The following is a 26,940-nucleotide window of genomic DNA, read 5'->3' as shown; positions in this document are numbered from 1 at the left end:
GCAGATCAAGCATTTCGACTTGTCCCCCCTGAGCAATGCAGCCTAAATTTGTCCGAACGCCATCACCGCTAAGCGGGCGACACTCGCCGCCCGCTCTCGGTGTCACTGATCTGCCCGGATGCCGGCAGCCTTGATGATGGGTGCCCAGCGTTCTCGTTCCTTCCTGGCAAAGACACCAAGGTAGCCAGAGCTCCCACCCGCAGGTTCGAACCCCAGATCTAGCAGGCGTTGGCGAACATCGGGTTTTGCCAGCACTTTGTTGACGGCTGTGTTGAGCGTTCGAGTGATTTCTGCTGACGTTCCTTTGGGGGCGTAGAGTGCATTCCATGCCACGAATTCAAAACCAGGATGGCCTTGCTCTGCGACTGGCTTGACTCCAGGTACAAGACTGCTGGCAGTGCCCGATGTGACTCCCAAGGCGCGTAGCTTGCCTGCTGCAAGATGGGGGCGCAATGCGAGTGGAGTATCAATAGTTACGGAAAGCTGCCCACCGAGTACATCGGTCATCGCGCTTCCTGAGCCCTTGTAAGGGATACCGAAGAGCGGGGCTCCCGAACGTTCTTTTAGGAACTCAACAACCAGACGCGCCGATGTGCTTGGCATAGCTATATCTGCCGAGCCTGGGGTGCGCTTCACCGCCTCCAGTACGTCGCCTACGGTGCGATATGGAGTATTGGCGCCCGCTGCAAGCACCATGGGGAAAGTTCCGACCATCGCGATGGGCTCGAAATCCTTGGCTGGATCGAAAGGCATCTTGGGATAGAGGAACTGGTTGAGCACATGGGTGGCATTGGTGCCCATGGTCAGGGTGTAGCCGTCACCAGCAGCCTGGGCCGCCATCTCGGTCCCCAAAATGCCCCCGGCGCCTGCCTTGTTCTCCACAACGATGGGCTGCCCCAGCTCCTTCGAGAGCTGCTCGCCCAGCAGCCGGGTGGCCACGTCGGTGCCCTGGCCGGCAGCGTAAGCAACAATGATGCGGATAGGTTTACTGGGATAGGTGGTTGACTGCGCCTGGGCTACCTGTACGTTGAAAAGTAGCAGACTGGCAGCAGTCGTGGTGATCATTCTGGCCGCGATATTTCGCATGCTTGTCTCCTTGTATTTGTATTCTGAAGGTCACAGAGGGGAGTGGGTGCGCGCGATGCCCCTGTGGTAAAAATCTCTCCTCTGCGTCTCGTTGAATCCGAGATCGGATAGCACCTCGTCCGAGTGCTGACTGAAACCCGGTGGCGGGTCGCCCGGCGATGCCGGGGTACCGTAGAGGCGCATTGGCCCCCTGAGCGCTGTAAATGCACCCTGCTGGATAATCATTTCGCGGTGTGCGCAATGCGCCTGTGCCAGCGCCTGCGGCACGTCGTTTACTACACCTGCTGGCACACCCACGCGCATCAGGTCCCTGCACAAGGTCTCGCTGTCAACATTGGCTATTGCGGCTTCGATCAGAGCCTTGAGCGGTTGTCTGTGCGCCAGGCGCTCGGCATTCGTCCGAAAGCGCGGATCGTCAGGGAGTTCGCTGCAGCCGATGTGGTGGCTGAACCGGCGGAACTGGCCATCGTTGAGAATGCCGATGAACACGTGGGCATCACTCGCTCTGAACTTGTCGTAGGGCGCGATGTTGGGGTGCGCACTACCGAGCAGGCCCGGCGTCTGGTTTGAGGCAAACCAGTTCGATGCATGCGGAAGCAGCAGGCTGAGCGCGGTGTCGTACAAGGTGGCCTCCACCCGCTGGCCCTTGCCACTGACTTGCCGGCTGCACAGCGCCATAAGGATGCCCGTGAGCGCGACGTAGCCGGTCAGGTGGTCCACGATGGGGATGCCCATGCGCGTTGCCCCGCTGGAGGACTCGCCGTTGATGCTCATCAGCCCGCATTGCGCCTGCAGCACCGCGTCGTAGCCCGGCAGGCCGCCAAGCGGGCCGTCGCGGCCGAAGCCGGAGATGGCGCAATAGACAAGCCGAGGGTAGCGCGCAGCCAGTACCTCCTCGTAGCCCAAGCCCCATTTCTCCATGGTGCCGGGCAGGAAGTTTTCCACCAGCACGTCAGCACCATCGAGCAGGCGGTGCAGCACCTCCTGCGCATCGGGCTGAGAAAGATCCAGACTCAGTGCCTTCTTGCCTCGGTTGAGCGCGGCAAAGTAGGCAGAGTTTCCCATGGCGTCGTAGGGCGGGCCGAGGTGACGAGTCTCGTCGCCTCCCGGAGGCTCGATCTTGACGACGTTGGCACCGTTGTCGGAGAGCATCTGGGTGCAAAGGGGGCCTGCGAGTACTCGGGTCAGGTCTACGACCCGCAGGCCCCCCAGCGCAGTGGTTGCGCTGACGGTCGCCATGGTGCTCACCCGCGGCTGGGCAGCACGACCACGCCACCGCCTACTGCGGACTGTTCGCCGTCCTGGTTTTGCGCTTCCTGCTCAATCTCCACCATGTGCTTGCCGTTCTCCACGAACTTGCGCGTCACCTTGCCCTTGATGAACACCATGTCTCCCTCTGGGTTGTGGCGGCGGACTTTGCAGCTGGCCTTGTACAGAAAGCCTGTGTCGCCCATCCAGTTAGTGAGGTGGTGCGTCATCCACGAGGTACGCTCCGGGCCATAGTCATAGGCGCCAGGTGCCCCTACTTCCAAAGCAAAGTCTTCTTCCCAGTGGACACGCTCTGGTACGTCTGGGATGCCAAAACGGTTTTTGATGCCCACGCCAGGGTGCGCGTCGATCAGCTTCCAGGCTAGCTTGTTGGCGCGGATGTAGAGTCCGCCCCAGCCTTGTGCGTAGGCAACGAAACCGGTCACCGTCATCGGGCCCTTGAACATGGTGGGCAACTCATCACCTATGTTGACGTCTTCCCAATAGCGGGGGACAGCGCCGCGCACTTCTTCATCGCGGTACAACTTGTAGGCTTCGCCCAGTTCCTCGTCGGTGTAGCGACGCACGCCGCGTTCACGCACTTCGCGGTACTTGGTGCCGTTTTCACGAGCATGGTCACGTTCAGTACGGAAGCACCAGCTGTCGGCCTCGGCCACCTTGTCGCCGCTCTGGTTGAAGAAGTCCACGTGATAGATCTGCTGGATGGCGCGTCCAGCAAAGCGAGTCTGGTGCTCGACCAAGTCCTTGAGGTAGGACTCGGTGGAGATCACGTCATTGCGTCGCACCTCCTTATGCCAGGTCCAATCGGCGCCTGACCACATGGCGTGCACGCCAGGCAGGCCTCCCACATAGCCTGAGACGATGCGGCTCGTGGAGAACAGAAAGCTGGGCAGCGCCACAAGACCCCCGTAGTGACTCTTGGCTGCGTAGTCGGGGTCGCACCACAGCGGGTTGTCGTCGCCGATTCCGTGGGCGTAGTGGCGAATGTTGTCGCGCGTGGCCTCGTAGCACCACGGTTCGGCGGTCTGACCGATCTTCACGCCGATGCGCTGACGAAGGTCGTCCAGGCCGCTATCGGTGATCTTGGGGAAGGTACGTTGCGTTTCGGTTGACATGTATGTCTCCTTTTTTTGCGGTTGGTTGGAACGGGAAATGAGTCTGCGAAATGGGTGTGGCACGGAAGCCTGCTCAGACGGTGGAGGTGGCTTGAGCGGCGGCCTCGCGCTCACGCAGCACTTTGCGATGCACCTTGCCTGCAGGTGTCTTGGGGAGCTCAGCCACAAAGGCTATGTGGCGCGGGTATTCGTGCTGGCTGAGCTTGGTCTTGACGAGGCTCTGTACTTCGTCGACGAAGGCATCGCTGTGCGCCCGATCCGAGACCACGAAGGCCTTGACGACCTGGCCGCGGATGGCGTCCGGCACACCGATAACGGCGGCTTCGAGAACGTCCTCGTGCATCAGAATCACGTTCTCTATCTCCACCGCGCTCATGGTCCAGCCGGCGGAGATGATCACGTCGTCGGCGCGGCCACCGTGGTAGAAATAGCCATCTTCATCGGTGCGGCCCAGGTCCTTGGTAGGTACCCACTGGCCGCGACGCAGTACCATCAACTGGCCAGTGACTCCTGGCGGGCACACTTTGCCCTCGGCGTCGTGGACCTCGACCACCGTGCCTGGCACGGCTTTGCCCAGCGAGCCGCGCTTGACGGGAAAGTCCGCTGCGCCTGGGTAGCTCACTAGCACAACGCCGATCTCTGTAGTGCCGTACATGCTGCACACAGGCAGACCAAAGCACTCTTGCACGAAGTCGGCCGTGTCGTCGTCGATGGGCTCGCCAGTGAAGGACAGCCTCTCAAAGTGGTAGTTGTAGTCACCCGCCTTGCCGCAGTTCTTCATCATGCGGTAGTGGGTAGCGGCCGCCGACATGTTGGTGAAGCGATGCGACGATAGGGCCTGCAATAGTCGTTCAGGGTTGAACCGGCCGCTGTAACTACCCACCGTGAGGCCTAGGGCCAGCGGCGCAAGCGTCCCGTGCCACAGGCCGTGGCCCCAGGCGGGGGACGAGGGGCACATGAAGCGGTCGCCTGGGCGTAGCCCCGTGCCGTAGAGCGCAGCCACCATCAGCGTGACCAGGGCCTTGTGCGTGTGCTTCACAGCCTCGGGCAGTTCGCGTGTGGTGCCCGAGGTGTACTGGAACACTGCCAGCTCGTCGGGGGACGACTGGATCTTGTACTGTGATGGCAGCGCGCCAAGGTCTTGCCAGAGGGCTGTGCTGAAGATTTCGTACGGTGTGGTACCGAGGCCTGCCGCCACTTCGCGCTTGTCCTCATTCGTCACCAGGAGGACTGGTTTGCAATCGCCAACGCGCAGGCGCACTCCATCGGGGCCGAACAGAGTGAAGAGCGGAACTGCAATAGCGCCGCGCTTGATCACGCCGAACATTGCGGTATAGAACTCGCGCGACGGCTCCAGCATGATCGCCACGCGATCACCCTTTTGCACGCCCTTGCGTTCCAGGTAGTGCGCAAACTGCGACGAGTCGCGCGACAAATCGTCGAAGCTGATCTTCTCGTCCGCGCCATCCGCGCGGCACACGATCACCGCTTCGCCGCCTTGGCCTGCATGGCGGTCCACACATTCGTGGGCGATGTTGAACGCGCTGCGGTCGCCATCGAAAAGCTCCCACAACCTCTCAGTAGCGAAGTGGCTCTGTGCATCGGAATAGCTCGTGTAATCGGTAAGGCGTTTCATGTCTGCATGGATTTCGTGTGTTGGTGTATGTAGTCTCGATTTCCACGTTTGAATTGTCAAATACAACTTATAGTTGTATATAGACAATCATGAATGAGGTTGATTGGCGACTCTGTTGCCGCTATTCGGGCGTGCGGATGCGCGTGCGGGAGTGAAGGGACCGGGTGCACGGTGCATCGTGCGTGAGCGCGTGTGGCGGTAGGGAAAAGTCGGCCTCGAAACTGCAATCTCGGCGACCTAAGTGCTGCATGGATGTGGAGAGCGCGTTGGAACCTTGGCTCGACTCTTCCTGCTAAGACGACCCCTATCGCCAATCGAAATTTCGTTGCGCACAGGGGCTTGCTACGCTCTTTCCGGCGACCGAAATGCTGAAGAATATGAATCCAGATTTATTGTCTATACGCAATCGAATTGCAGTTTTTGACATTTTGACGCCGGGCTCATGACAATGGGAGTCTTCTTGCTCATACACACACCACTACCCGAGGTCAGGATGCGCCAACTCAAGACTTTTGATCAACTCCGCACACTGATGGTCCGTGAAGTGCAGCGGCACGAGCACCTGAGCGACCTGCAACCGCGGTTGGTAGCCTTGCCGGAGCGCGACGCCAGCGGATGCAACTGGGCAGTGGAAAGGTGGGCGACGTCTCTGGGGGTGGAGCGGGCACCATGCACGCAGTTGCAGGCGTTAGTGAAGGCTTGCCAGTTGCAGTTCAATGCAGTCGGCAGATCCCCTGGCAATGCCACTGCAGTTCTGTTGCCTGTGATCGCACGGGCTACCGAAGTACCAAGTCACACTGCGCGCAAATCGCACGTGCTGCGCTAAGCAACGGATAGCTCACCGTCGAGCATCCAGGTCCTCCTATTTCCTAGGAGCCTAAGGGCGCTCAACACCGGTGGGTCACGCTGACGCAGCAATTTTTTGATCGCCTGATCGGCGTTGTCGACGAGGGGTACAGATCCCGAGGCGGCTCGACACTGTCCTCAAGCGAGACGCACTCAAGGACTACCTCACTCCGATTTTCCGGACCGGTGAGGACCTCTTCTCACGAAGAGCGGGGTGCTCCTACCGGACTAACGACAAGAGGCTGTTGGTCGGATGACCGGTTGCTGCCCCTAGAACTACTAGGCGTCCGAATGGTAGATATCAACAATCGCAGCGGAGTTGTGGTTCGTCACTGCGAAGACGGCTTCAGGCTGGTTGCGGAAGTTCGACACCTGCGAGCTAGACATCTGCACGAAAGCTGATTGCAGTCATTCGCGACCGGTTCGGCTTAGACAAGCGTACCGACGTTTAGACGTTACCCTCCCGAACCTATGAGCCCATCTGACGCAACGTGACATTCGCCCCTTACCTCTGCTATACCCACTCCGTTTGCCGATTCACAACGCGAACTGCAGACCGACGCCGCAACAATCGAGCGAGCAAGGAGCGCGAAACAGAATGAGCGATTGGGATTTTCTTCACGACATGCACGACCGTGGCTACAGCGCCGACGACATAGCGGATGCTGCGGCCTGCGGCTATGCACCTTGGGAAGCGAAGTACATCGACCGGCAGTGGGCCGAGGAGCAACTTGAGGGCGAGCCAGAGGACACCGCCGCCTCGATTCAACCTGTACGAAGCAGGGAAGGCTTCCCGTTCAGCATCCTGAAGCAGAAGGAAATCTTCCAAGACTTGGTCGAATGCGCGACGCGCCATTTCGACAACACTGGCCGATACCTCCAGGTCTGGGGCGAACTCGGCGAAATCTACGCGGAGATCAAGTTTGGGCTTCGCCGCCATGCGACCCACGCCCCCGGCTCGGACGGAACGATTGACGGCAAGCGTGTTGAGGTGAAGACTATCTCCCCCGAGAAGACCAGCGATCACGTATTGGTCAAGACCCAGGGCAACTTTGAGAAGCTGCTGATCGTCCGCATTGATCGGGAGTTCCAGTTCCAAGGCAAGCTCATCGACCGCAGCGAGCTTTCGGGCGGCGCGGGCAAGTACCTCAAAGCGCGGCTTCCCTGACGTTCTATTGGGTGTGGGCCGCATTAAGGTCATTTCCTATCTGCTGTATCCGGCGGGTCGAAGGCTGACTTCGTGCCACTGCTGCGCCTTATGCAGTCGGCAGGTGCTAAGTACCCGAATCGGATTAGCGAAGCCCACTTGGTGGGTCTTTTCTTTAAGGCCGTTCGCTCGGCTGAGCCCATTCGACGTTGGAGGCTCTAGCCCCACCACTTTATGGTGTAGCCGCAGGCCTTCAACTCCTTCACACTTCGGTCTTCCAACCGCCGAATTGGTCGAGTCCAACGTACACAACGCCACTGATGTCGTTGGGCGTTTCTATCTCGCCCTTGACCAGCGCGCATACGTTTTCTCGACCAAGCTTCGCCATCAGGTACCCATGCTCGAACACAACATTCTGACGAGCTCGGTTCTTAGGAGGAATTTTTGATTCGTGAACGCCGCGCCCGTGGTCGCACGCGGTGTAGAGGACCAGGGCAAAGTCCGCATCATTGGTGTAGCGCTCAATCTTCTCAATGATCGTCATGCCTGAACTCGCCTGTTCATGCAGGATGATCGGCTCAAGCCCTAGGTCCGAAACGAAGCGTGCCACTTCCTGCTTTGCTTCGTTATCGCGGCCATGCACGATGAAGACTTTTCGCTTGTTCCGCGTGACGGGCGCGGCTACCGGTAAAGAACCTGGGGATCGCATGAACACTGGCGTAGCAGCGTGTTCGGGTGCTGCCGTCTGCTGTCCAAACTCCAAGGAGTCCAGCAAGGGGGTGAACTCTTTCGAAATGTACGTTCGCCGCTCTGCGTAGGTCTTGAATTTTGGCTGGATGAAATTCCAAAAAGAACTCAAGTCGCGATTTGTACGGACAAATGGCGGAACCAAGTGTGCGGTATCAGACAAGGACAAAAGCTCCTGCCTGAGGGTGGCATATTCATTATTGTCCGCATTTCCGCCTGTAGCGTGGGAGCTCAGCAACGTGGCCAAATAATTGGCCTTCTCAAATGGGGTGTGCAGGAATTCTATGCTCATGGTTTATTGTCGCTGAGATCTTTCGACTGGCCGAACATAAACTTCCCGACGTGCCAAATTGCTCTTCCAAAGTTGTTGAGCAACTGCTCGCCCTGCCTGAGATACGAAAGGCTTTGGTCAATACCGGCAAGCTTGATGGCGTCTGCTACCTTTGAGCCGGTTGGATGTGCGTCTCCCACGCGCATGTCGTAGACACCTGCAATCTCTGCAAATACTTCACGCGCCGTATCGGGTCCGACCGTTTGCGCGAGCACGTCTTGGAGAAGCTTGTTCGAGCCGAGTTTTTCTTTGTCCGCATGAGTCGCAATTTTGCGAAGCTCGCGGACATTGAGGCGGTCCGAGAACACGCGGACAAGCTCCTTGGCCAGCCTCAGCAGCGACGCCTGATCCTTGCTCATGAACCTAGACACGTTTTGCATCGACGCAGTGTCATCAATATCGTGAGTGAACAGGGATATTCCATAAACCTTGCGAAAATTATCCTCCAGCTGACGCATCGTCCCAAACAGCATTTCTTCGACGGCATGCGTATCTGCCGGTTTAGCCTTGACTTGCGAAGCCAGCAATTCGATCGAAACCTTCCCTTCCGGCGCTACGTTATGCGCGGCCCAAAGATGCTGCTCCCATGGATATAGCTTGGCAATGTCGTAGGCATATACAGTAATCAAGTCAGCGGAATTAATTCCGAAATGGGTCTTGTATCCAGACGTTGACTTGATACCGCCTGTTTCTGCCGTGTACCAGTGCAACGTGAAGCCTCTATTGCTTAAAAGTTCGTTGACCACGCTGGATCGGAACCACAGCCAGCGGCCAATGTCCTCGTTATCCAGCTTGGCGGAGGGCATGCGCGTACCGTCAGTCTCCACGATGAATTGAGGAAGGTTCGTGTCTTCATCTCCACGAACTCGAATGCTTCGCGATTGGTGGTCGATCCATTCGTCTCGCCAGAATTCGCCTTCAACTCGAATACCTTGATAGCCGCCACGTTCGCCTTGCGACTGTTCATGGCTAGTGTTTCCGTCGTTGTCCGGTCCCATTACGGGCGCGTCTTCTTCCTCATCAACGTCATTTCGCCACATACGAAACATAGCCCAAGTACCACCGAATACTTTGTTGACTTCGCGAATTAGAAGTTCAAATCGTCCGCCGTCGCGTTCTTCCTCGTGCTCTTTCAGATTTGCATACTCGCTCTTTTCAAGCGCGGGTACGTTTTCCACTCTTTGCCGGTAATAGGAGAGTCGCAGCGATAGGTTCCTGGCTGCCAAGTAATCAAGTAGAAACTCACGCTTGATTTCGATCAGGGTATGTTCGTTGTCCTTGTCGAGGACTTCACGTGCAACGACAACGAAGTTTTCTTTTGGCCTTACCCAGTTCGTCCCTTCCTTTATAAGGCCGAGCGCCACGACTAGATCGGGATTCAAGATCCATTGCCTGCCGCCGACTACGGGTTGCGGGTGTTCAAAGACAAGGTTGACGCCGATGGGCTCCTTGTCGTTGTATTGGTATTGGTCGATGGATGCGTAGCCGTCCTTGTAGGCATACGGCTCCACCGTGTGGCCGATGCCCAAGTTGCCCCAGCCTAAGCGCTCCTCAACGAATGCCCGCTGCTCTGGCGGAAACGCAGCAGACCCTAATCCAAAGTATTCGCTGGAGTGGACTGCCTCTCTAACGTCACCCTTTTCGTCTTTCACGGATGCCCTCAAGGGCACCCAGGTTGCGGTTGAGAACAGGCGGCGAGTTTCTTTTTTCTGGAGAATCCACTCTTCGTTCATTTCTGGTGCTGCATCGTGGTGCGTGTGTGTCTGGGTGCACCATTCTGCCGCGCGGCCGCGGCGTGTGATTCCTCCCTGGTGTGGACACATCGTCGCGTGACTCTAGTCGCTTGCTCGCCGCGCGCGCATGCACCGGGCGGCGAGCATGTTGGTTGCGGCCTGGTTCGGCTTGACTCGAATACGTTTGGATTGCTCGAACCGGTCTGGTACATAGGTAGGCTCCAGATCTCGGCCGCGTAGTTCCTGCGCTCGCCAGTCCAGGCCGGTTCACGCTGCTCCAGACGGGCGCAGCCGCCTACCGCGTGGGCTCCGGAGTGGGATCATGCTCCTAGCATGCTTCGTCAGAGGGACCGCAACGTAGGGATCGAGAACATGAGACATCGCTCAGTTCCCAGACCCTAACCTTCTCGGTCAGTGTGCCCGGCTCATGACGTTGTGGCTTCGCGAACGTCCGAAGACGTCGATGTTGCCGTCAGTCGCGGGCGCATCACTGTAAGACCGCAATCGCTGCAGATCCGACGTCCGGCGTGGCAGCCTGCCCATTTTCAAGCCCGAGCAACCGGCACATCCTCCCACCGAGTCGTGTATTGCGGTGTGCGCCTCTCCTGCTTCATCCCCCAGTCCTTGCCCTTGTTGGTGCCCCCCGTGGCGCCTGAATGCACGGTGCCTTTGCCATACCGCTGATTGATCGTATCCAGCGCCACCATCATCCTCTCGTGCAAGCCGCCCATTCCGGTAGTCGTAGATCTTGCGGTGACCTTCCGGCGATCCTTGGTGCTTTGGCGATTGGAACCACTTCGAATTTGGAAACACCCAAAGATAGTTTTCTTCCCAGCCGAGACCGGCGGGCATTTGCACGCGGTATGGGAAGTGCTTTTGCTCCAGGACCAGATCCGTTAAGCCCTCGAATAATGCCTCATTGATCGCCAGCACACGGGCGAAGTCGTGCAGATTGACGGGTTCAGTACCGAGGGATTCCCTGCTGTTTTTTCGCACCAGTCGAATCCCCTTGGCCAGGTCCGTGAGACCGGTCAACGCTTCCAGAAGCTTGAGGTTGAACGTCTGTTTTTGGAATGCATTGGTGCTACCGAATAGCTGTCGGCGGTAGCCGTCTTCCACATCCGCAGCATAGTGCCGGTAGGCATCATAGGTGTTAGCACCGCCTGCCAGGCATTGGGCATGGCCATTGCGGTCAGCCCAATCCATCAGATTCTTCAAAAATTCGCAGTGCCCATTGACCGTATAGGGACGTAAACCCCCTACCGTGATGAGCTTGGACAGTGTCCTGATCAATCCCCGCACCTGCGAAATGCGGTCATTCTGGAAGCTTTTCAGGGCGACTTCCGTACAACCATTGGCTTTGCGTTTCTTAGGTGAACGAGATGTATAACAATACGCGCCGATGTCGTGGACATGTCCTGCAACTCGGACCATGACTCGCTCAGGATGCGGAAGCCGCGCCTCGTTCGGCAACGGCAAGTCCACAATCTCAACATTCCGTCCGACAAACATGCTGGGCGAGTTCTCACTCATCCGAACCTCGCAAAGAATTGGCACCCGCAATCCAGGCCTGTACCTGCTCACCGTATCCGTCGATGGCTGCGTAAATCACTTGCATACGGCTGCGGTATTGCAGATACCTCTCGGTAGTCTGCAGACTGGAATGCCACATCAGTTCTTGCACCGTGCCGAGTACCTTGCTCAGGGTGATCTCTCCCTTCTGCACTCGGGGCATGAGGAGGTCAACACAGTTCATGCCAAAGGTCGCTCGGAGATCATGGATCTTGAAATGAAACTGCTGATCGTGGCGTTCTCGTATTGCAGGAAGCAAACGGTCAGACACGAACTTGCGAACAGTTCCACCATCGCACAGGTAGCTACTAGTGTGTTCAGGGTCAAATACCCGTGCATCGTCCTTGCTCAAGTAGTACGGCTGGCCCCTGTTGGTGAGAAACAAGTACTGGTTCTGTTGATCTCCTCGCTTTGCGGCTCTGCGACGAGTTTTGGCACGGTCACTGTGCGCGTAGGTTCGCATGGCTTCAAACAACGCTTGAGGAATATGCAGAATTCCGTGCTTGCCACCTTTGGTGTCGATCAGCGTCCCTGGTCCGCACTTCAACTTGACAACCTGCCTCCCACCGGCCAGATGACCGCCAAAGGCATGCGGATGCCCGAGGAAGAATCCGACTCTCAACGTACAAGCGGTCTGTATGCGCGCGCCGGTGGCAATCATGAACCAGTGCAGCAGGTACATCTCCGTGTTCCCGATGGCCAACAGGGCATCAAGGAGCCACCTCTGCTCAACAGATGTAAGGGGCCGGAGCTCACCACCGTCTAGAATCGTCTCACGAAAGGCATCATTGGCTTTGGGGGCCTCTATGTGCAGGTCCGTCGTCTCTACGTTCTTGACAACCTGGGCCCCGTATATGGTCTTGAAGGCCAGATTCACTTGTCTCGTCTTCCAGGCAGGATGTTCAGGTATGAAGTACTCAGCCTTGGCAAGAAACTTGTAAAAGTCAATCACCGTGTGCATTCGGTGTGCGGCCGTGCTTGCCGCCAATTCACCCAGGAAGACCTGATTCTTGAGGTGACCGTAGTACCGGTATGAACCGCCCCGGGTTTCGTGGAGGCCGGTTGGTTTAAGTCAGGCCGCCACCATGGAGGACTGACTGGCGAGTTGCCGGTAGTAGTTTGCCTCAGCCTCTGCCGGCGGTATGTATCCGATGGGTCCGAGCAGCCTGTGATGGTTGAACCAAGACACCCATTCCAGCGTTGCCAGCTCTACCGATTCACGAGTTGGCCAGGACCGTCGATGAATCACCTCGGCCTTGTACAGACCGTTGATCGTCTCAGCCAAAGCGTTGTCATAGCTGTCGCCCTTGCTGCCCACCGAGGGCTCGATGCCTGCCTCTGACAGCCGTTCGCTGTAGCGGATGCTGACGTATTGCGACCCCCTGTCGGAGTGATGAATCAATGCGCCATCACGCTCGGGTTGCCTGGCATACAGGGCCTGCTCCAGGGCATCCAGAACGAATTCCGTTTGCATGGAGGTGCTGACCCTCCACCCCACAATGCGCCTGGCGTATACGTCGATCACGAAGGCCACGTACAGCCACCCCTGCCAGGTTGAGACGTACGTGAAGTCCGAGACCCACAGCTGGTTGGGCCGCTCGGCCTTGAACTGTCTGTTGACCCGATCCAGCGGGCACGGTGCTTTCATGTCGCTGATGGTGGTGCGAACCACCTTGCCACGGCGCACGCCCTGCAATCCCAGGCGCTTCATCAAGCGCTCGACCGTGCAGCGGGCAATGGACAGCCCTTCGCGGTTCATCTGTTTCCAGATCTTGTCGGCGCCATAGACCCGCATGTTGGCCTGCCAGACGCGCTCAATATGCGGCACCAGGGTGTCATCACGTTGGGCGCGCGGACAGCGCAGCCGTGGATTGCGTTGACGGGCGGCATGACGCCAATAGCCTGACGGGGCGATCTGCAGCACCTTGCAGATCGACTCGACCCCGTAGGCCTGTCGATGCTGATCGATGAAGCCCTTCAGGGCTTCAGACGGCGGTCGAGTTCCGCCTGGGCGAAAAACGCGCTGGCCAGCTTCAAGATCTCGTTGGCTTTGCGCAGTTCTTTGACCTCGCGCTCCAGCACCTTCATCCGTTCACGCTCGGAGGTGGTGATGCCCTCACGCACGCCGGAATCGACCTCGGCACGCTTGACCCACTCGTGCAAGGTCTGCGGCACGCAGCCAATCTTGGGGGCGATGGATTCAATGGCAGCCCACAGCGAGGGGTACTCGCCTCGGTGCTCACGCACCATGCGAACAGCGCGCTCGCGGACCTCAGGTGAAAACTGGTTCGACTTCTTGCTCATGGCTCAATCCTCTCAGAGAAAAGAGCCTCCTCAAAACGCGGGGCGGTTCAGTACGTCACCCTCTCCAGGATGTTCTTTGGAAACTCAAATAGGAGATCCTGGCTCTTCTGGACATCAAGCCAGTGCCGATAGGCACCGAGATCGTCCGCCAGGGCATGGTACGTCGCCATCTCAGGCCGTTGTACCTCTTGAACATGCTCAAGCAGGTACACCGTCGCTAAGTCCCATGGTCGCCCCTGTGAGTCCAAGGCGAACGCAAACAGGTTCCATGCACTGGCTTGACCGGAGGAGGATGGACGGAAGTGATACGAGTTACAGGAACTCCCACCACGGCTATCACAGAACCGCCGCTCGACAGCTCCTACCTCGTCCAACTCACATTCCTGGGTAAGTTGAAATGCAGGTACAACAACTTTACGAGGTACTGTGCGCTTCATCAACAACCTCCGAAGTTGAATCCGACCGCCGTGGAAAACCCGCCTGTCTGCACCACGAGGTTGTAGACAGCCCTGCGGGTGCGCGGGTTTCCCGCTGCTCCCAGGCACTGACGCGGTTGCCGTGGAAAAGTGCAAGCACTTGCAGGCAGCCCACTTGCCCACTAAGCCTTAGTAGAGAAGCCAGTAACAACCTAAACAAGAAGAATGGATGCTTGTACTTGTTTCAATCTACTGAGTACCACTCAGGTTGTCACTTTTTATTTGACTACCATGTCGCATTGAAAATGGATTAACTCCCATGTCCCTCGTACAGGTCCGGCAGCAGGCGCAGGCCGTATTGCGTCACAAACCGGTTGGCCTGGATGCCCGCCTTGTGTTTGTCAAACCGCACGTCCGGGTCCAGCCCCGTCATGCCTACGTACACGCAGGGCTTGCCGTCGACGTAGCCGGGGTTGCATTTGCGAAAGCGCGGCTCCAGCAGCACGTCTTTGGAGAGCTCGACCACGTAGACGTGGTGGTGCGGTTTGCGGCGGCGCATGGGGCAATGGAGGGGGCTGGGTAGAGGTTGGATAGACGCTGGGTAGACGCAGTCCGTCAGGTGGCCTACTCGTCGTCCTCGTCTGCCTGGCCGTCATCGCGCAGGCGGCGGTCGAGTTTGCTGCGCAGCGACTCGGCGTCTTGCAGAAGCTGATCCACCGGCACGGCCGGGGCCACGCGCAGGCTGGGGGGGAACAGGCTGCTCATGTACAGCTCGTTCGTCAGCCGCATGCGGTTGAGCCACTGCGCACCCAGCCACGACGGCACGCCCAATGCCACCACGGCGGCCACCGCCCAGGCCAGGCCCACGCGGCGGCGTGGCAGCACGGTGGCCAGATGGGCATACAGCGCCGCCGCCAGCACCAGCACGGCCAGCAGATTGGCGAACTGCGAAAAAACCTCCAGCGAGAAAGCGAATGCGGTCAGGTTGCTCACCAGCTGCACCACATCGGCCCCCAGGGCCGCAGCGCAGGCAATGCGCACATGGCGCCAGAACCGCAGCTGGCCGGCAAACACCTTGTTGGCCACCGCCCACATGCCCGACCAGGCGCACAGCACCATCAGCGTGCTCAGCAGCACGACAGGCAGCGACTTCAGGTATTGCGACGCGTCGCGTGCCTCCAGCCACGACGACCCCGCCGCAGCAGCCACCATCAGCACCACCCAAGCGGCCGTCATGGCCAGCATGCGCCACGGAAACAGCGGCAGAGCCTGCTCGTCGGCAATGGCCGTGTCGGCCAGGCGCAAGGCGATGTGCGTGCGACCCAGGTCAACGGGGGTGCCGTCGGGCCAGTCAAAGCGCTCGCCCTGGCCGTGGCGCTTGCGCTGCAGGCGCGCGCCGTTGCGTGTCTCCAGCACCTCCACCTGCACTGCGCGCGGGCCGTCTGCTGCGCGGTCGATACGCAGGTGCGTGGGCGCCACAAACGGGTCGTCCAGCACCAGGTCGCAGTCCAGCGCCCGGCCCACCGTCACGGGCCAGTGCGTGATGGGCGCGCGCGCCAGCAGCGCGCCGTGGCGGTCAAAGGCTTCGATCAGCCCCAGGGTCGGCATCGTGCTCATGGTGCGGCCTCCCAGCGAAACGCCTTGAGGTAGTGGCTGGCCAGCTTCATGCCGTTATCAAACGCAATGCCTTGCACATCCAGGCGGCCCAGCACGCCCTGCGTGGGCTGGTTGACCGAGGCGGCCAGCACGGTCATGTTGTACAGACCGGTCAGCTTGCGGTAGGCCGACAGGCACACCACCGCCCGCAGCGGCACGGTGCCGGGGTCTACAAACCGCTCGGTGCACTCGGCCGCCGTCTGGTGGCGGTTGCCGCGTGTCTGCAGCCGCTCGTTTTCAAAGCTTTTTGAGAATACCCGGGCAAACCGTGCAGCGCCCAGCGTGGGCGCGTTGTAGGCCTCGTAAGACAGGCGCACCGCGCCGGTGCTGAAGTCCCCGGCCACCACGTCGCTGTCGGCCTGGCACTGCGTGCGCTCCAGATTCAGACCGGGAAAATTCGGGTCGCGCCCCGAGCCCCAGCAGCGCGCCAGCGCATCGTCGGGCACCGGCAGGCGGTAGTTGCCGTGGCGCTGCTCGCGAAACGGCGCTTTCAAGAACCGGTCTGTCAGCAGTTGCTGGTGTTCCATCAGCTGCCGCGTCATCTCGGCATGCGCGGCCTGGGTGATGGGCTCTGCGTTGGCCGCACGCTGCACCAGCGCCTGCGCAAACTCGGCCGGGATCAAGAAGCTGACCTGCTCGCCATCGAGCCGCTTGGCCACGTTCACGCCCAGCACCCGGCCCGCATCGTCCACCGCCGGGCCACCGCTCATGCCGGGGTTGAGCGCGCCGCCAAAAAAGATGCGCGGGTAAAAGCTGCGCTTGACCAGCCCGTTGTAGGTGCCCTCGGTCACGGCAAAGCCGATGTCGAGCGGGTTGCCCAGTGAGTAGATGCGCTCGCCCTGCGCCAAGGCTTCGGCGGCAGGCCGAAAGCCCAGCACGGGCGCCGCTGCCTTGCGCTCTTTGGCGCGCAGCACGGCCAGGTCGTGCTGCACGTCAAACGCCAGCAGCTCGACCTCGCCCTCCTGCCCCTCCATCGTCACATACACGCCCCGGTAGCGCTCGGGCTCCAGCGCCAGTTGGCTGGCCACATGAAAGTTGGTGACGATCAGCCCGTCGGCCGACACAAAAAAGCCCGAACCAATCGACGCCTGCGTGTTGGCATTGCGCAGCAGCGTGCGGATCTGCACCAGCTTGTCGCGCGACAACTCGTAAATGCGCCGCGCATCGCGCGACAGCAGCGCCGCGTCGGCCGCTGTGGGCGCAGCGGCCACAGTGCCCGCCGTGCCCGCTGGTGCGGGTGCAGTGCCATCCACAGGGGCACTGCCCGCCGGGTGAGCGGCCGGGGTGTTGGCAGAGGCGGGTGGTGGGGCATTCTGTGCGTGGGCCAGGGCGCAGAGCAGCAGAACGAAGGACGAGGTTGCCAGCCGCAGGGGCCGGATCAGGGGGAAGGGCATCGCGGTATTCTATGAACGCCTTGCGACAAGCCTTTTTGTCTCGTTAGCCATTCACCAGCCACTCCATCCCACGCACCCATGCAACCCACCCATTCCCACTATCCCATCGGCACGCCCGGCCAACCCTGGGGCGCCTCAGAACGCGACCAGTGGCGCGCACGCCAGGTGCGCCAGCGCAGCTACGCCGACGACGTGCTCACGGCCATTGAGGCGCTGCGGGGCCAGTTCGATGTGGAGATGTATGGCGATGTGATTTATGCCAACGCACAGCACCCGGCAGAGCGCTTTCCCCTGCGGGCCCTGCGCAGCCGTCACTGGCAACCCGACTTACCCAGCGTGCTCGTCACCGGCGGCGTGCACGGCTACGAAACCAGCGGCGTGCACGGCGCGCTGCGTTTTGTGGATACGCAGGCCGACCGCTTTGCAGGCCGCGCCAACCTGCTGGTGGTGCCCTGCGTCAGCCCCTGGGCGTACGAGCGGTTTCAGCGCTGGAACTTCGACGCCATCGACCCCAACCGCGCCTTCCGCGAAGGCTCGCCCGCGCAGGAGTCCGCCGCCCTCATGCGCCTGGTGGCGCAGCACAGCGGCCAATACGGCCAGTTCGCCGCCCACCTCGACCTGCACGAAACCACCGATACCGACGAAACCGAATACCGCCCCGCCGTGGCCGCGCGCGACGGCAAAGTGTTCGAGCCCGGCAGCATCCCCGACGGCTTTTACCTGGTGGACGACACCGACAACCCGCAGCCCACCTTCCAGCAAGCCATCATCGACGCCGTGAGCCGCGTCACGCACATTGCGCCTGCGGATGACAAGAACGAAATCATCGGCTCGCCCGTGGTGGCGCCGGGCGTCATCCGCTACCCGATGAAGCACTGGGGACTGTGCGCGGGCATCAGCGGCGCGCGCTACACCACGACGACCGAGGTCTACCCGGACAGCCCCCGCGCCACGCCAGAGCAGTGCATCGAGGCGCAGGTGGCGGCAGTGTGTGCGGCGGTAGAGTTTGTGTGCCAGTCCAGCCCTTCGCCAGATTGAGGCTGATTTGAAGTTAAATTGGCCTCTAGCGCTTAATGGATAAGCGCTGGAAGCTATGAAATTGATAGTTCTCAAGTGAGCGTATTTACCCGCCAGCCGAATGCGTACCCCCGCACCCACGGCGCTTGCTTGGGCAGCCTGATGGCGGCGTGAAGCACCCCTACAGGTGGTAGTGGCCCGCCGCTTCGGGCTGGTACAGCACCTTGCCGATCCGGATGTGGCAGGTGCGACTCGGCATCCGCCAGCTGAAGGCATCGCCCGCTCGGTAGCCCAGGATCGCGGTGCCAATGTCGGAGAACACCGAAAGCTTTCCGGCGCGTTCGTCTGCGTCTTCGGGGTACACCAGCGCGACCTCGCGTTCCTCGTCGTCCACGTGCAGCAGGGCCTTGGAGTTCATCGTCACCACATCATCGGCCACGTTCCACGGATCGACCACAATGGCGCGCTCGATCTCATGCTCCAGCTCAAACACCGTCGGTCCTTGCTCTACCTCCACCAGATTTTTGAGCCGCGCTTTGTCGATCTCGGTGATGTAAATGTCCGAGGTGTGGGCTGCATGGCTTTCCCGCAGAAGCCTCAGATAGCGCTCCGAACTCATCGACAACGACTTCATCACTGGCGACTCGTTTTCCAGCACAAAACCGCCCTGCAGAAACGCTTTGAGCGAGCGCACGTTGTCCGGGTGGATCTTGGCGATGAGCTTCTCGGCCCGCATGTCAAAGAAAGCGAGTTTCAAGCCCTCGCGGATGGCGCTGGCGCCCAGCTTGCGGCCCCAGTTGTCCCGGTTGCCGATGACCAGGACTATCTCGCACTCCGCCCCCTGCTTGACGAGGCGCACGAAGCCCACAGGAACGTCGTGGCGGTCAAAGGCCATGAAGAAGCGGCCACCCTGATTGAACAAATGCGTCAGGACGGGCAGTTGCACCCGCCCGATGAAGCGGGAAACGTGGCGCGAGTCGCTCAGGAAGCGCGTCACGTCCTCGTCTTCCAACCAGTCCATCAATGTCAGCGCGTCGGCCCGCGTGATCTCCGGGCAGAGAGAAATGAAAGGCTTGTCCATCTTCATCCCCATTGGGTCCAAAGTATGAAAGCCTTCCATGGGCATGGCATGGCCATGACGGTTCTTTCGAAGAACGCGGATTCTAGCGGGGCTGGCAATTGCGCAGGTGCCACTGGTGCATCGGCTGGCTCCGCCGGGGGGCATTCAGCGGGGGCTACTGCCTGACGGTTGCTGGTGGTGCCTCCAGCGGGAGGGTTCGTGGCTTTCTTTCGGCAGCGCTTAGCTCAAATCGCCCAGCGCGCCGAGCAACCGCGCGCTCACCTCAGTCGCGTCAGGCGTAGCGAACTGCATGTTGTGTTGCCCTGTCAGCGGCCCATGGCCAGGCTCCATGCGGCCAGCAGCGTCGTAGCCCATGGCCTTGAACTTCCAGACCCCGCCGACCAGCTTGAGCGAGCCCACATGCGCGCCATCGGCTGTGTGTACAGACACCACACCGGCGTTGACGGGTAGCAACTGCAAGGGACCTGCCAGCGGGCCGGGCGGCACATGGGCGAAGGTAGGGGTGAACGAAGGCGTCATGGACGGGCTTTGGTGGTGGTCAGTTGTTTGAATGAAATTGGCCTCTAGCGCTTGATGGATAAGCGCAAGCAGCTATCGAAATTGAAGCAAGCTAGAGCGAGAGTGCTGCTACTTGCGCCCGCAGAGCTGGCAGGTCGTTCTGCACGGTTTGCCAGACGATGCCCAGGTCCACAGTGAAATAGCCGTGGGCCAGTGCATTGCGCATTTCGTAGGCGAAGCCCCACGGAACATGGGCATGTTTCTGCGCGAATTCGGGGTGGTTCTTGGCCACGTTGTTGCTGGCCTCACCGATCACTTCCAGGTTGCGAATCACGGCGTCGCATGTCTTGCGGTCTGCCAGGAAGGCGGCCAAGTCCATCCCCACCGTGTAGTCCTGAATGTTGCCGACGGCCTCCAGGATGTGCTGCAAATAGTCTGCTACCCGCAGCGGGTGCGCTCTGCTCATACAGCCATCGCCTCGCGCAGCACCTGGTCCCGAAAGCTAGCGGGCAGGCTGTTGGGGGTGAGCACATCCACCTCCATGCCTAGCAACTGTTTCAGCTCAAACCGGATCGCACCAATGTCCATCAGCGTGGTTTGCGCGGTGGGCTCTACCAACAGGTCCAAGTCGCTGTCGGCAGTGTCGTCCCCATGCAGCGCCGAGCCAAACACCCGCACGCTGCTCACACGGTGGCGCAGCGCGATCTCGCGGATTTGCGAGCGGTGGAGGGAAAGGGCTTCGGAGGGGCGCATGGTTTGGAGTTTAGCGGCGCTGCGGTTTTTTAGGTCAAATCGGCCTCTAGCGCTTATAGAGATTGCGCTAGCAGCTACTAAACGGATAGCTAATCTTCTGCGGAAAAGATGATCGCGCGATACCGGTTGATGCTGGCCAGCATATAGGGGTTGCGCACCGCGCCCGGCTCCACCAAGTCCACGCCCCGGCCCAGCAGGGCCTCCAGGTCAGCCTTGGCACCAAAAAATGACTGGAGCCCCGGCTCGACGCCCGGCGCAAACTCCACCAGAAAGTCAGCATCACCGTGGGCCGGGTCAAAGTCACTGGCCCGCGCAGCCGAACCAAACACCTCCAGCCGCTGAATGCCATAGCGCTGGCAGATGGCAGCAATGCCGGAGCGGTGTTGTGCGATGGCAGGGTGCATGTGGGTGTTTCCGATCAGGCGCGGGGCTTGGCGTTTGGCTGTGTCGCGGGCTCGTCGCGCTTGCGTAGATAGTCCTGCGGGCTTTCATACAGCACCTTGCCGTCGACCGCCACCACCATGTGGGTGTTGGCGCGCAACGCATCCTCAGCTGCGCGCAAGCCTGCACGGGACAAGGCGGCCAATGCCGCTTGGGCGAGGTCTGAGGCTGGTGTGGTCGGGACAGATGCAGCGCGCATGTTGTTAACTTGGTGTTTTTCGATGGCATCTGACAAGCTCACCGCCTTGACCTCGCTCCGGCGGTAGGCGGTCAGCCGGTCGCCTGCCTCTTTGGCCCACAGTGTGTCCATTGCCCCATCGGTTTGGTCCAAGCTGTCGAGGATGCGCACCACCAATTCGATCCGCTCTGCTGGGGGCAGTTGGGCGGCTTGGGCGCTCAGCGCTTCTGCAGTGGTTGTCATGGTGGCTCCATGGAGGCTGAAATACAAAGCAGCACTGTAGCGCTGAGATATTGGGCCGTTAACATGCCTGAAAACACAGGGAGAGACATGGCGACCAACACCAACCAAAAACTTGCCGTACTGATCGATGCAGACAACGCGCAAGCGTCGGTCGTTCAAGAACTGCTGGCCGAAGTTTCGCGTTATGGCACGGCCACCATCAAACGCGCATACGGCGACTGGACCACTACCAACCTCAAGGGGTGGAAAGATGTTCTGCACAAACTGGCGATTCAGCCCATCCAGCAGTTCAGCTACACCAGCGGTAAGAACTCGACCGATGCCTCGCTGATCATTGATGCGATGGACGTGCTGCACGACGACACCGTGGACGGTTTTTGTTTGGTCAGCAGCGATAGCGACTTCACTCGGTTAGCCACTCGCATCCGCGAAGAAGGCAAAGTGGTTTACGGCTTTGGCGAACGTAAAACCCCCGAGCCCTTTGTGGCTGCATGCGATAAGTTCATCTATACCGAAATCTTGCGGACAGAGCAGGTACTCGAAAAGGATGAACCTAAGGTAGAGCCTGTTGCTGTGGCCGATGTTCGTACATTGCAGCCCTTGATCATTGCAGCCATTGATGCCAATGCCCGTGAAGATGGCTGGGCGGCACTTGGCGGCGTGGGGAGCCATATCAGCAAGATCAACCCTGCTTTCGATCCCCGAAACTACGGGTTCAAAAAGCTGAGTGAGCTGGTGCGTTCTCTTAAGTATCTAGAGGTGAAAGAGTTACCTCTAGTCAGGCCTGATGGTGTGACCTTGTCGAATGTTCAGATACGAACCAAGCGGGTTTCGTAAGAGATTTAGGCCCCTCGCGCTTACTGCTTAAGCGCAAGGCGCTATGAAATGTGAAGCAAACTGCTTCTAAGTCTTCTATGAGGAGAGCACCAAATCCTGTGGCCATAAGAAATACGGGCCAAACCGGGATTTGGCGACGAACTCGACGCCAGCCTGTTCGCCCTTGGGGCTCAACGCATGTTTGTCACCCTGCTGAATCAAGTATCCCAACTCGGTTGCGCGATCCAGAAGTTGCGCCGTTTTTAGTCCGAGCTTCTGAGCAAATTTGGAAGATGGAACCTTGTCGCCCGTAGATGTTTCGCTGTCGGTGGGCGTCTCTGCGCCTTGTGTTGAAACGTGGTCTGGTTCTTTGCTGGCCACACGCTCCAGGGAAATCCGGACCTCATCGCTGATCCGAATGATGCGCTGCGCCTCTTCGTAAGCGTCTTTGTAGAGCTGCCCGTCGTCGCTGCGCTGAATCAGGATGCCCATCTCGTTGTTATTCACCTGGCTGAATTCGTACAGATTCAAGCTGGTGATGATGCACATCTCTTCGTTCATGTAGCACTTGGCATGCAAGTTCTTGCAGAAGCTGGTGCGGATATAGGTCAGGCCGCGCAGCCATTCAATCTCTTGCGGCTGCAACTCGCTTTTGCCGTAGACGATCCGGACATCGATCTTCAAGCGGTTTTTGTCGGCCAGCAGTTCCTTCATCCGGTCGTTGAGCTTGAGGAAGGGGCTGATAAGAATCAAGCGATCTGACGCACTCTTGATGAGTTCTTCAAGGTGGTAGTTGGTGCCGGTTGTCGAAAGAAACTTTGCCATCTATGTTTATCTCCCTTGGAATAGAACGCTTATGGCCATTGACTGCCGCCGGCCTCGATCATCAATAAAGGCACAAGGCAAGACCTGACCCCGTTGCCGCATGAAAAGAGTAGGGCGCCTGCTCGCACCTTGTGCTCTTTCTGTTGCGCTTGCCTCTTATCCCTTTAAAAGGGTTGCAATCCGCTGGTGGCGAATTTGACGCTCTTTCTTGTTGTTGACGGCCTCTTTGGCTGCCAATGTGTACTCCGCATCTGGCTTCGCGGCAAATTCCAATAATGCGGATCGTGTGGCTAAATAGTCGATATTCTGATTAACTTCGAGTCTCTTTGCTATTGCGACTACTAAAGAAAAGAAGTTCGCTTTGGTTGACCAAAATGAGTGTCTTTCAATTTGGAGATTTGTTGCTGAAATCAATGCGGATGATACGAGTTCGTATGTATTGTCCTTTTCTGGAAAAAAGTCTTTATAGTCGTCGAGTAAAGTGGTAGTTTTCTCGTTTCGATTGAAAAATCCCCCTAAAAGGGTTGACATGATGTTTAGCAAATACATCAAATGAACCTTGCGAGCGATTTCACGATCGGAGAAAACAGATAGTTGGGATATTAAGTCTTCGAAAGAGCTTGGCTTTTTGGTCTTCGCCCATGCGATTAGTTCAGGTGGGAGATTTGGGTCTAACTTCCAATCCTCTTCTTCTGCTGCATCTTTTGGGGGATTTAAATCGACGTCGTTTGCAAGCAGTCTGGCGACGTACATATATTCGGTGGATGAGTATTCGGAGGCCAATCTCTCAATGGTAGTGAGAGAGTTGGCTGTTCTGTTCAGACGCTTGAATATCTCCAAAACGTCTGGACTGTCATTTGGCATGTCGAGCATAACAACAGCGATTTCGAACTTCAATAGGGTTTCTTTTTCAGGAGTTTCGAGCTCCTTGAAGAATCTTCCATTCACGGGAAACTTATTATCAATAAATTCCGTTATCGCATTTGTCCTTTGTTGGCCATCAACGATACAAGAGGTTGCTTTCATGCTCTCAACGTCAATTTTTCCGCGGGAAAAAAACATTGGAGGGAATGGGTAGCCGAGCAAAATTGTTTGAATGAGATCTTTTTTGTGAATCTCTCGCCAAACCAAATTTCTTTGAAAGTAAGCATCGGGAACCAGACGTCCTGCTCTAACGTCATTCACAAGATCGAGAAGAGTGACTGATTGAACTTTATATTTACTCATACGATTCCCTGTTTCGAAAGATATGTGTTTATGGCTGACTCTTGCTTTGCCGCCATAAAGCTTTCCCGTGCATATACTCCAGCGCTTATTCCGTCGCAGAAATTCGAGTAGTCATCGGCAAGCTTGCCGAAAAAGTTTTCCCATTCCGCTTTGCGCGGAGATGCGGGCATCAGATCCGGTCGAATAACTCCTTTCCGGAGATAGCGTAGAAAGCTGTCTTTCTTCTCTCTTTGCTCGCTCGGAGTTCCGCTGAATTTACTGGAGTCTCGCCAACCTTCAGTTATTTCAAACGCAAGCTCAAAAAGATCAAGGTATAACTGTTGATCAACTATTGCGATGTCCAGATCTGAACTGGTTTTATCGAAGGGCGTGTCTTTCACCAAACTAAATCCAGTATGGCCAGATCCGACCACCCGAATGGACGTCAAAGGTAGTTTGAGAAATTCACAAACTTTTTCGTAGAGCCCAAGCTGGAGTTGAGTGTTGCCCGCAAAAGCGAAAGACGGCGCTAAGAAATAGAGCTGCCTGGCGATTTGCCTCTTTGGCAAATGAGCCTTTGCACTCTCTTCAATTAGGGCGCGGTAGTCCACGGTCTGATCTGCCTGGAATTAGAGTTGAGGCTTTGGTCACTTGCCCCAACTATCCTTCAACCCCACCGCCAAGTTAAACACCGGCTTCCCCGCCGCGTGGTCCACCCGGTCCGCCACAAAGTACCCGTGCCGCTCAAACTGGAACTTGTCGTCCGGCTTGGCGTTGGCGAGGGACGGCTCCACGATGGCGGTCACAACCTTCAGGCTGTTCGGGTTCAGGCTTTCAATAAAGTCCTTGCCGCCCGCGTCGGGGTGGGCGTCGAGGAACAGGCGGTCGTACATGCGCACTTCGGCGTTCACGCCGTCGGCTACGCCCACCCAGGTGATGGCGGCTTTCACCTTCACGCTGTCGGCGCCGGGGGTGCCGCTTTTGGTGTCGGGCACCACGGTGGCCAGCACTTCGGTGATGTTGCCGTCGGCGTCTTTGTTGGCGCCGGTGCATTCGATGACGTAGCCGCCCTTCAGGCGCACCTTGTTGCCTGGGAACAAGCGCTTGTAGCCCTTGGGGGGCACTTCTTCATAGTCTTCGCGTTCGATCCAGACTTCTTTGCCGATGGTGAAGTGGCGCACGGGGCTTTCCACGCCTTCGGGTGGGTGGGGTAGGGCGGGCAGGCTGCAGGGCTCCAGGTGGCCGGCGCCCATCACGTCGTCCCAGTTGGTCAGCACCAGCTTGACGGGGTTGAGCACAGCCATGCCGCGGTGGGCCTTCAGTTCCAGGTCTTCGCGCAGGCAGCCTTCCAGGGTGCTGTAGTCGATCCAGCTGTCGGATTTGGTGACGCCAATGCGTTCGGCAAAGGTCTGGATGGCGGCGGGGGTGTAGCCACGGCGGCGCAGGCCGACTATTGTTGGCATGCGGGGGTCGTCCCAGCCGCTCACCTTGTGGTCGTATACCAGCTGGGCCAGCTTGCGTTTGCTGGTGATGACGTAGGTGAGGTTCAGGCGTGCAAATTCGTACTGGCGGGGGGGCGGGCTGGCCAGCAGGCCGATTTCGGTCAGGCGCTCCAGCAGCCAGTCATAGAAGGGGCGTTGGTCTTCAAACTCCAGCGTGCACAGGCTGTGGGTGATCTGCTCCAGCGCATCCTCGATGGGGTGCGCGTAGGTGTACATGGGGTAGATGCACCAGGTGTCGCCCGTGTGGTGGTGCGTGGCGCGGCGGATGCGGTAGATGGCCGGGTCGCGCATGTTGATGTTGGGGCTGGCCATGTCGATCTTGGCGCGCAGCACCATTGATCCATCTTCATGCAGGCCGTCGCGCATTTCGCGAAAGCGCGCCAGGTTTTCGGTCGGGGTGCGGGCGCGGAAGGGGCTGTCCACGCCGGGCTTGCCAAAGTCGCCCCGGTTGGCGCGCATTTGTTCTACGGTTTGTTCGTCCACATAGGCCTGGCCGGCTTCGATCAGCGCTTCGGCTGCGCGGTACATGAAGCCGAAGTAGTCGCTGGCCTGGTAGGGCGCCACGCTGTAGTCGCCCTGGCTGCCGTTCCAGTCAAAGCCTAGCCATTTCACCGCGTCGATGATGCTGTTGACGTATTCGGTGTCTTCTTTTTCGGGGTTGGTGTCGTCAAAGCGCAGGTGGCACACGCCGCCGTAGTCGCGCGCCAGGCCAAAGTTGATGCAGATGCTCTTGGCGTGGCCTACGTGCAGGTAGCCGTTGGGCTCGGGCGGGAAGCGGGTGCGGATCTTGGCAGGGTCGGGCTGGCCTGCGGCATGGTGGGCGGCGTCGCCGGGCGTACCCGCCCAGTGGCGGGGGGCGTAGGTGCCTTTTTCCAGATCGGTTTCGATGATCTGGCGCAAGAAATTGCTGGGCTTGGCGGCTTCAGGGGCTGCTGCGGCAGGCGCGGCAGAGTGATGGGCGGCTGGGTTGGCGGGATTGGCAGGGTTTGGGGTGCTCATTGGCGCATTTTAGGCGGCGGTTTCGTGATGCTTTACGCATAGAAACAAGCGCGTGTACGTCCAGACACAACGTAAAGACCGTTTTGTGCCATCCTTTCTCCTACTTGATGCGTTATGTACCGGTGAGGT

General features: G+C 58.8%; 25 protein-coding genes, 1 pseudogene and 1 other annotated feature. Of the genes and pseudogenes, 3 read left to right on the top strand and 23 right to left on the bottom strand.

Annotated features, from left to right (window positions below; translation table 11 throughout):
* Positions 1 to 102 precede the first annotated feature (102 nt).
* The 4 genes from KI609_RS15765 to KI609_RS15750 form a co-directional block, all read right to left on the bottom strand.
* Complete coding sequence (locus KI609_RS15765; protein ID WP_226444528.1) at positions 103 to 1,086, bottom strand: Bug family tripartite tricarboxylate transporter substrate binding protein; 984 nt, start codon at positions 1,084 to 1,086, stop codon at positions 103 to 105.
* Between the two features lie 30 nt (positions 1,087 to 1,116).
* Entirely contained in the window at positions 1,117 to 2,325 is a 1,209-nt protein-coding gene (locus KI609_RS15760) for a CaiB/BaiF CoA transferase family protein (protein WP_226444527.1), read from the bottom strand.
* Positions 2,326 to 2,330: 5 nt separating this feature from the next.
* Positions 2,331 to 3,470 (bottom strand): MaoC family dehydratase N-terminal domain-containing protein, encoded by a 1,140-nt coding sequence (locus KI609_RS15755; protein WP_226444526.1) that lies wholly within the window; start codon positions 3,468 to 3,470, stop codon positions 2,331 to 2,333.
* 73 nt (positions 3,471 to 3,543) lie between these two features.
* Positions 3,544 to 5,106, bottom strand: a complete 1,563-nt coding sequence (locus KI609_RS15750; RefSeq protein WP_226444525.1) for an acyl-CoA synthetase — start codon at positions 5,104 to 5,106, stop codon at positions 3,544 to 3,546.
* Between the two features lie 1,444 nt (positions 5,107 to 6,550).
* On the opposite strand from KI609_RS15750, the gene KI609_RS15745 reads away from it, so the two are divergent.
* Positions 6,551 to 7,120, top strand: coding sequence for a DUF6998 domain-containing protein (locus KI609_RS15745; protein ID WP_116005700.1), 570 nt, complete (start codon positions 6,551 to 6,553; stop codon positions 7,118 to 7,120).
* 241 nt (positions 7,121 to 7,361) lie between these two features.
* Here the strand turns inward: KI609_RS15745 and KI609_RS15740 are convergent, their stop codons facing one another.
* The 9 genes and pseudogenes from KI609_RS15740 to KI609_RS15700 form a co-directional block, all read right to left on the bottom strand.
* Entirely contained in the window at positions 7,362 to 8,138 is a 777-nt protein-coding gene (locus KI609_RS15740) for a TIR domain-containing protein (protein WP_226444524.1), read from the bottom strand.
* Positions 8,135 to 9,910: a hypothetical protein gene (locus tag KI609_RS15735; RefSeq protein WP_226444523.1), complete on the bottom strand. Its 1,776-nt coding sequence runs from the start codon at positions 9,908 to 9,910 to the stop codon at positions 8,135 to 8,137. Before KI609_RS15735 ends, KI609_RS15740 begins: the two co-directional genes overlap by 4 nt.
* A 545-nt stretch (positions 9,911 to 10,455) precedes the next feature.
* On the bottom strand, positions 10,456 to 10,617 hold the full coding sequence (locus KI609_RS15730; RefSeq protein ID WP_226450462.1) for a DUF4113 domain-containing protein: 162 nt from the start codon (positions 10,615 to 10,617) through the stop codon (positions 10,456 to 10,458).
* A gap of 818 nt (positions 10,618 to 11,435) precedes the next feature.
* Positions 11,436 to 12,434, bottom strand: a complete 999-nt coding sequence (locus KI609_RS15725) for a hypothetical protein (protein ID WP_226444522.1) — start codon at positions 12,432 to 12,434, stop codon at positions 11,436 to 11,438.
* A 120-nt stretch (positions 12,435 to 12,554) separates the two neighbouring features.
* A protein-coding gene (locus KI609_RS15720; protein ID WP_226444521.1) for an IS3 family transposase occupies positions 12,555 to 13,786 on the bottom strand; the annotation gives its coding sequence in 2 pieces (ribosomal slippage) (positions 12,555 to 13,501 and positions 13,501 to 13,786; 1,233 coding nt in all).
* Positions 13,389 to 13,505 (bottom strand) — a sequence feature (AL1L pseudoknot). It overlaps the preceding gene by 117 nt.
* 47 nt (positions 13,787 to 13,833) lie before the next feature.
* Entirely contained in the window at positions 13,834 to 14,223 is a 390-nt protein-coding gene (locus KI609_RS15715) for a hypothetical protein (protein ID WP_226444520.1), read from the bottom strand.
* A 301-nt stretch (positions 14,224 to 14,524) separates the two neighbouring features.
* Positions 14,525 to 14,761 (bottom strand): annotated as a pseudogene (locus tag KI609_RS15710) (hypothetical protein); the annotation flags it as partial.
* 65 nt (positions 14,762 to 14,826) lie between these two features.
* The gene (locus KI609_RS15705; RefSeq protein ID WP_226444519.1) at positions 14,827 to 15,819 is read right to left on the bottom strand and encodes an FHA domain-containing protein; all 993 of its coding nucleotides are present in this window, start codon (positions 15,817 to 15,819) and stop codon (positions 14,827 to 14,829) included.
* Positions 15,816 to 17,252, bottom strand: coding sequence for a S1 family peptidase (locus tag KI609_RS15700; RefSeq protein WP_226444518.1), 1,437 nt, complete (start codon positions 17,250 to 17,252; stop codon positions 15,816 to 15,818). Before KI609_RS15700 ends, KI609_RS15705 begins: the two co-directional genes overlap by 4 nt.
* Positions 17,253 to 17,330: 78 nt before the next feature.
* Here KI609_RS15700 and KI609_RS15695 point away from each other — a divergent pair, with 78 nt between their 5' ends.
* Complete coding sequence (locus KI609_RS15695; RefSeq protein WP_226444517.1) at positions 17,331 to 18,290, top strand: M14 family metallocarboxypeptidase; 960 nt, start codon at positions 17,331 to 17,333, stop codon at positions 18,288 to 18,290.
* Between the two features lie 160 nt (positions 18,291 to 18,450).
* Here KI609_RS15695 and KI609_RS15690 read toward each other — a convergent pair whose 3' ends face one another.
* From KI609_RS15690 to KI609_RS15665, 6 genes are all read right to left on the bottom strand, one after another.
* A complete protein-coding gene (locus KI609_RS15690) occupies positions 18,451 to 19,350 on the bottom strand; it encodes a bifunctional GNAT family N-acetyltransferase/nucleoside diphosphate kinase regulator (RefSeq protein WP_226444516.1) in 900 nt (299 codons plus the stop codon).
* A gap of 219 nt (positions 19,351 to 19,569) precedes the next feature.
* Positions 19,570 to 19,869, bottom strand: a complete 300-nt coding sequence (locus KI609_RS15685; protein WP_226444515.1) for a hypothetical protein — start codon at positions 19,867 to 19,869, stop codon at positions 19,570 to 19,572.
* A gap of 91 nt (positions 19,870 to 19,960) precedes the next feature.
* Entirely contained in the window at positions 19,961 to 20,314 is a 354-nt protein-coding gene (locus tag KI609_RS15680; RefSeq protein ID WP_226444514.1) for a DUF86 domain-containing protein, read from the bottom strand.
* Positions 20,311 to 20,601 carry a nucleotidyltransferase family protein gene (locus tag KI609_RS15675; RefSeq protein ID WP_060987401.1) on the bottom strand — a complete coding sequence of 97 codons (291 nt, stop codon included), beginning with the start codon at positions 20,599 to 20,601 and terminating at the stop codon, positions 20,311 to 20,313. Before KI609_RS15675 ends, KI609_RS15680 begins: the two co-directional genes overlap by 4 nt.
* Before the next feature lie 89 nt (positions 20,602 to 20,690).
* Positions 20,691 to 21,005 carry a nucleotidyltransferase family protein gene (locus KI609_RS15670; protein WP_226444513.1) on the bottom strand — a complete coding sequence of 105 codons (315 nt, stop codon included), beginning with the start codon at positions 21,003 to 21,005 and terminating at the stop codon, positions 20,691 to 20,693.
* Positions 21,006 to 21,019: 14 nt separating this feature from the next.
* Positions 21,020 to 21,463, bottom strand: a complete 444-nt coding sequence (locus tag KI609_RS15665) for an addiction module protein (protein WP_226444512.1) — start codon at positions 21,461 to 21,463, stop codon at positions 21,020 to 21,022.
* A gap of 87 nt (positions 21,464 to 21,550) precedes the next feature.
* Here KI609_RS15665 and KI609_RS15660 point away from each other — a divergent pair, with 87 nt between their 5' ends.
* The gene (locus tag KI609_RS15660; RefSeq protein WP_226444511.1) at positions 21,551 to 22,300 is read left to right on the top strand and encodes an NYN domain-containing protein; all 750 of its coding nucleotides are present in this window, start codon (positions 21,551 to 21,553) and stop codon (positions 22,298 to 22,300) included.
* Positions 22,301 to 22,375: 75 nt separating this feature from the next.
* Here the strand turns inward: KI609_RS15660 and KI609_RS15655 are convergent, their stop codons facing one another.
* The 4 genes from KI609_RS15655 to KI609_RS15640 all read right to left on the bottom strand — a co-directional run bounded on the left by KI609_RS15655 (position 22,376) and on the right by KI609_RS15640 (position 26,811).
* Positions 22,376 to 23,104 (bottom strand): phospholipase D family protein, encoded by a 729-nt coding sequence (locus tag KI609_RS15655; RefSeq protein ID WP_226444510.1) that lies wholly within the window; start codon positions 23,102 to 23,104, stop codon positions 22,376 to 22,378.
* Positions 23,105 to 23,260: 156 nt separating this feature from the next.
* On the bottom strand, positions 23,261 to 24,331 hold the full coding sequence (locus KI609_RS15650; protein WP_226444509.1) for a DUF262 domain-containing protein: 1,071 nt from the start codon (positions 24,329 to 24,331) through the stop codon (positions 23,261 to 23,263).
* Entirely contained in the window at positions 24,328 to 24,921 is a 594-nt protein-coding gene (locus KI609_RS15645) for a hypothetical protein (protein ID WP_226444508.1), read from the bottom strand. Before KI609_RS15645 ends, KI609_RS15650 begins: the two co-directional genes overlap by 4 nt.
* Positions 24,922 to 24,957: 36 nt before the next feature.
* Positions 24,958 to 26,811 (bottom strand): glutamine--tRNA ligase/YqeY domain fusion protein, encoded by a 1,854-nt coding sequence (locus tag KI609_RS15640; protein ID WP_226444507.1) that lies wholly within the window; start codon positions 26,809 to 26,811, stop codon positions 24,958 to 24,960.
* Between the last annotated feature and the right edge of the window lie 129 nt (positions 26,812 to 26,940).

This window comes from Acidovorax radicis (assembly GCF_020510705.1).
GTDB lineage: Bacteria > Pseudomonadota > Gammaproteobacteria > Burkholderiales > Burkholderiaceae_C > Acidovorax > Acidovorax radicis_A.
Note: the sequence above shows the minus strand (reverse complement) of the source record. Positions and strands in the feature narration are given on the sequence as shown.

Coding starts and splice junctions, on each gene's coding strand:
- KI609_RS15650 (WP_226444509.1), bottom strand. CDS start 24,331: ATGAGTAAATATAAAGTTCAATCAGTCACTCTTCTCGATCTTGTGAAT.
- KI609_RS15685 (WP_226444515.1), bottom strand. CDS start 19,869: ATGACGCCTTCGTTCACCCCTACCTTCGCCCATGTGCCGCCCGGCCCG.
- KI609_RS15700 (WP_226444518.1), bottom strand. CDS start 17,252: ATGCCCTTCCCCCTGATCCGGCCCCTGCGGCTGGCAACCTCGTCCTTC.
- KI609_RS15715 (WP_226444520.1), bottom strand. CDS start 14,223: ATGAAGCGCACAGTACCTCGTAAAGTTGTTGTACCTGCATTTCAACTT.
- KI609_RS15755 (WP_226444526.1), bottom strand. CDS start 3,470: ATGTCAACCGAAACGCAACGTACCTTCCCCAAGATCACCGATAGCGGC.
- KI609_RS15675 (WP_060987401.1), bottom strand. CDS start 20,601: ATGCGCCCCTCCGAAGCCCTTTCCCTCCACCGCTCGCAAATCCGCGAG.
- KI609_RS15680 (WP_226444514.1), bottom strand. CDS start 20,314: ATGAGCAGAGCGCACCCGCTGCGGGTAGCAGACTATTTGCAGCACATC.
- KI609_RS15690 (WP_226444516.1), bottom strand. CDS start 19,350: ATGGACAAGCCTTTCATTTCTCTCTGCCCGGAGATCACGCGGGCCGAC.
- KI609_RS15730 (WP_226450462.1), bottom strand. CDS start 10,617: ATGGTGGCGCTGGATACGATCAATCAGCGGTATGGCAAAGGCACCGTG.
- KI609_RS15640 (WP_226444507.1), bottom strand. CDS start 26,811: ATGAGCACCCCAAACCCTGCCAATCCCGCCAACCCAGCCGCCCATCAC.
- KI609_RS15660 (WP_226444511.1), top strand. CDS start 21,551: ATGGCGACCAACACCAACCAAAAACTTGCCGTACTGATCGATGCAGAC.
- KI609_RS15735 (WP_226444523.1), bottom strand. CDS start 9,910: ATGAACGAAGAGTGGATTCTCCAGAAAAAAGAAACTCGCCGCCTGTTC.
- KI609_RS15655 (WP_226444510.1), bottom strand. CDS start 23,104: ATGGCAAAGTTTCTTTCGACAACCGGCACCAACTACCACCTTGAAGAA.
- KI609_RS15765 (WP_226444528.1), bottom strand. CDS start 1,086: ATGCGAAATATCGCGGCCAGAATGATCACCACGACTGCTGCCAGTCTG.
- KI609_RS15695 (WP_226444517.1), top strand. CDS start 17,331: ATGCAACCCACCCATTCCCACTATCCCATCGGCACGCCCGGCCAACCC.
- KI609_RS15665 (WP_226444512.1), bottom strand. CDS start 21,463: ATGACAACCACTGCAGAAGCGCTGAGCGCCCAAGCCGCCCAACTGCCC.
- KI609_RS15670 (WP_226444513.1), bottom strand. CDS start 21,005: ATGCACCCTGCCATCGCACAACACCGCTCCGGCATTGCTGCCATCTGC.
- KI609_RS15740 (WP_226444524.1), bottom strand. CDS start 8,138: ATGAGCATAGAATTCCTGCACACCCCATTTGAGAAGGCCAATTATTTG.
- KI609_RS15760 (WP_226444527.1), bottom strand. CDS start 2,325: ATGGCGACCGTCAGCGCAACCACTGCGCTGGGGGGCCTGCGGGTCGTA.
- KI609_RS15705 (WP_226444519.1), bottom strand. CDS start 15,819: ATGAGCACGATGCCGACCCTGGGGCTGATCGAAGCCTTTGACCGCCAC.
- KI609_RS15745 (WP_116005700.1), top strand. CDS start 6,551: ATGAGCGATTGGGATTTTCTTCACGACATGCACGACCGTGGCTACAGC.
- KI609_RS15750 (WP_226444525.1), bottom strand. CDS start 5,106: ATGAAACGCCTTACCGATTACACGAGCTATTCCGATGCACAGAGCCAC.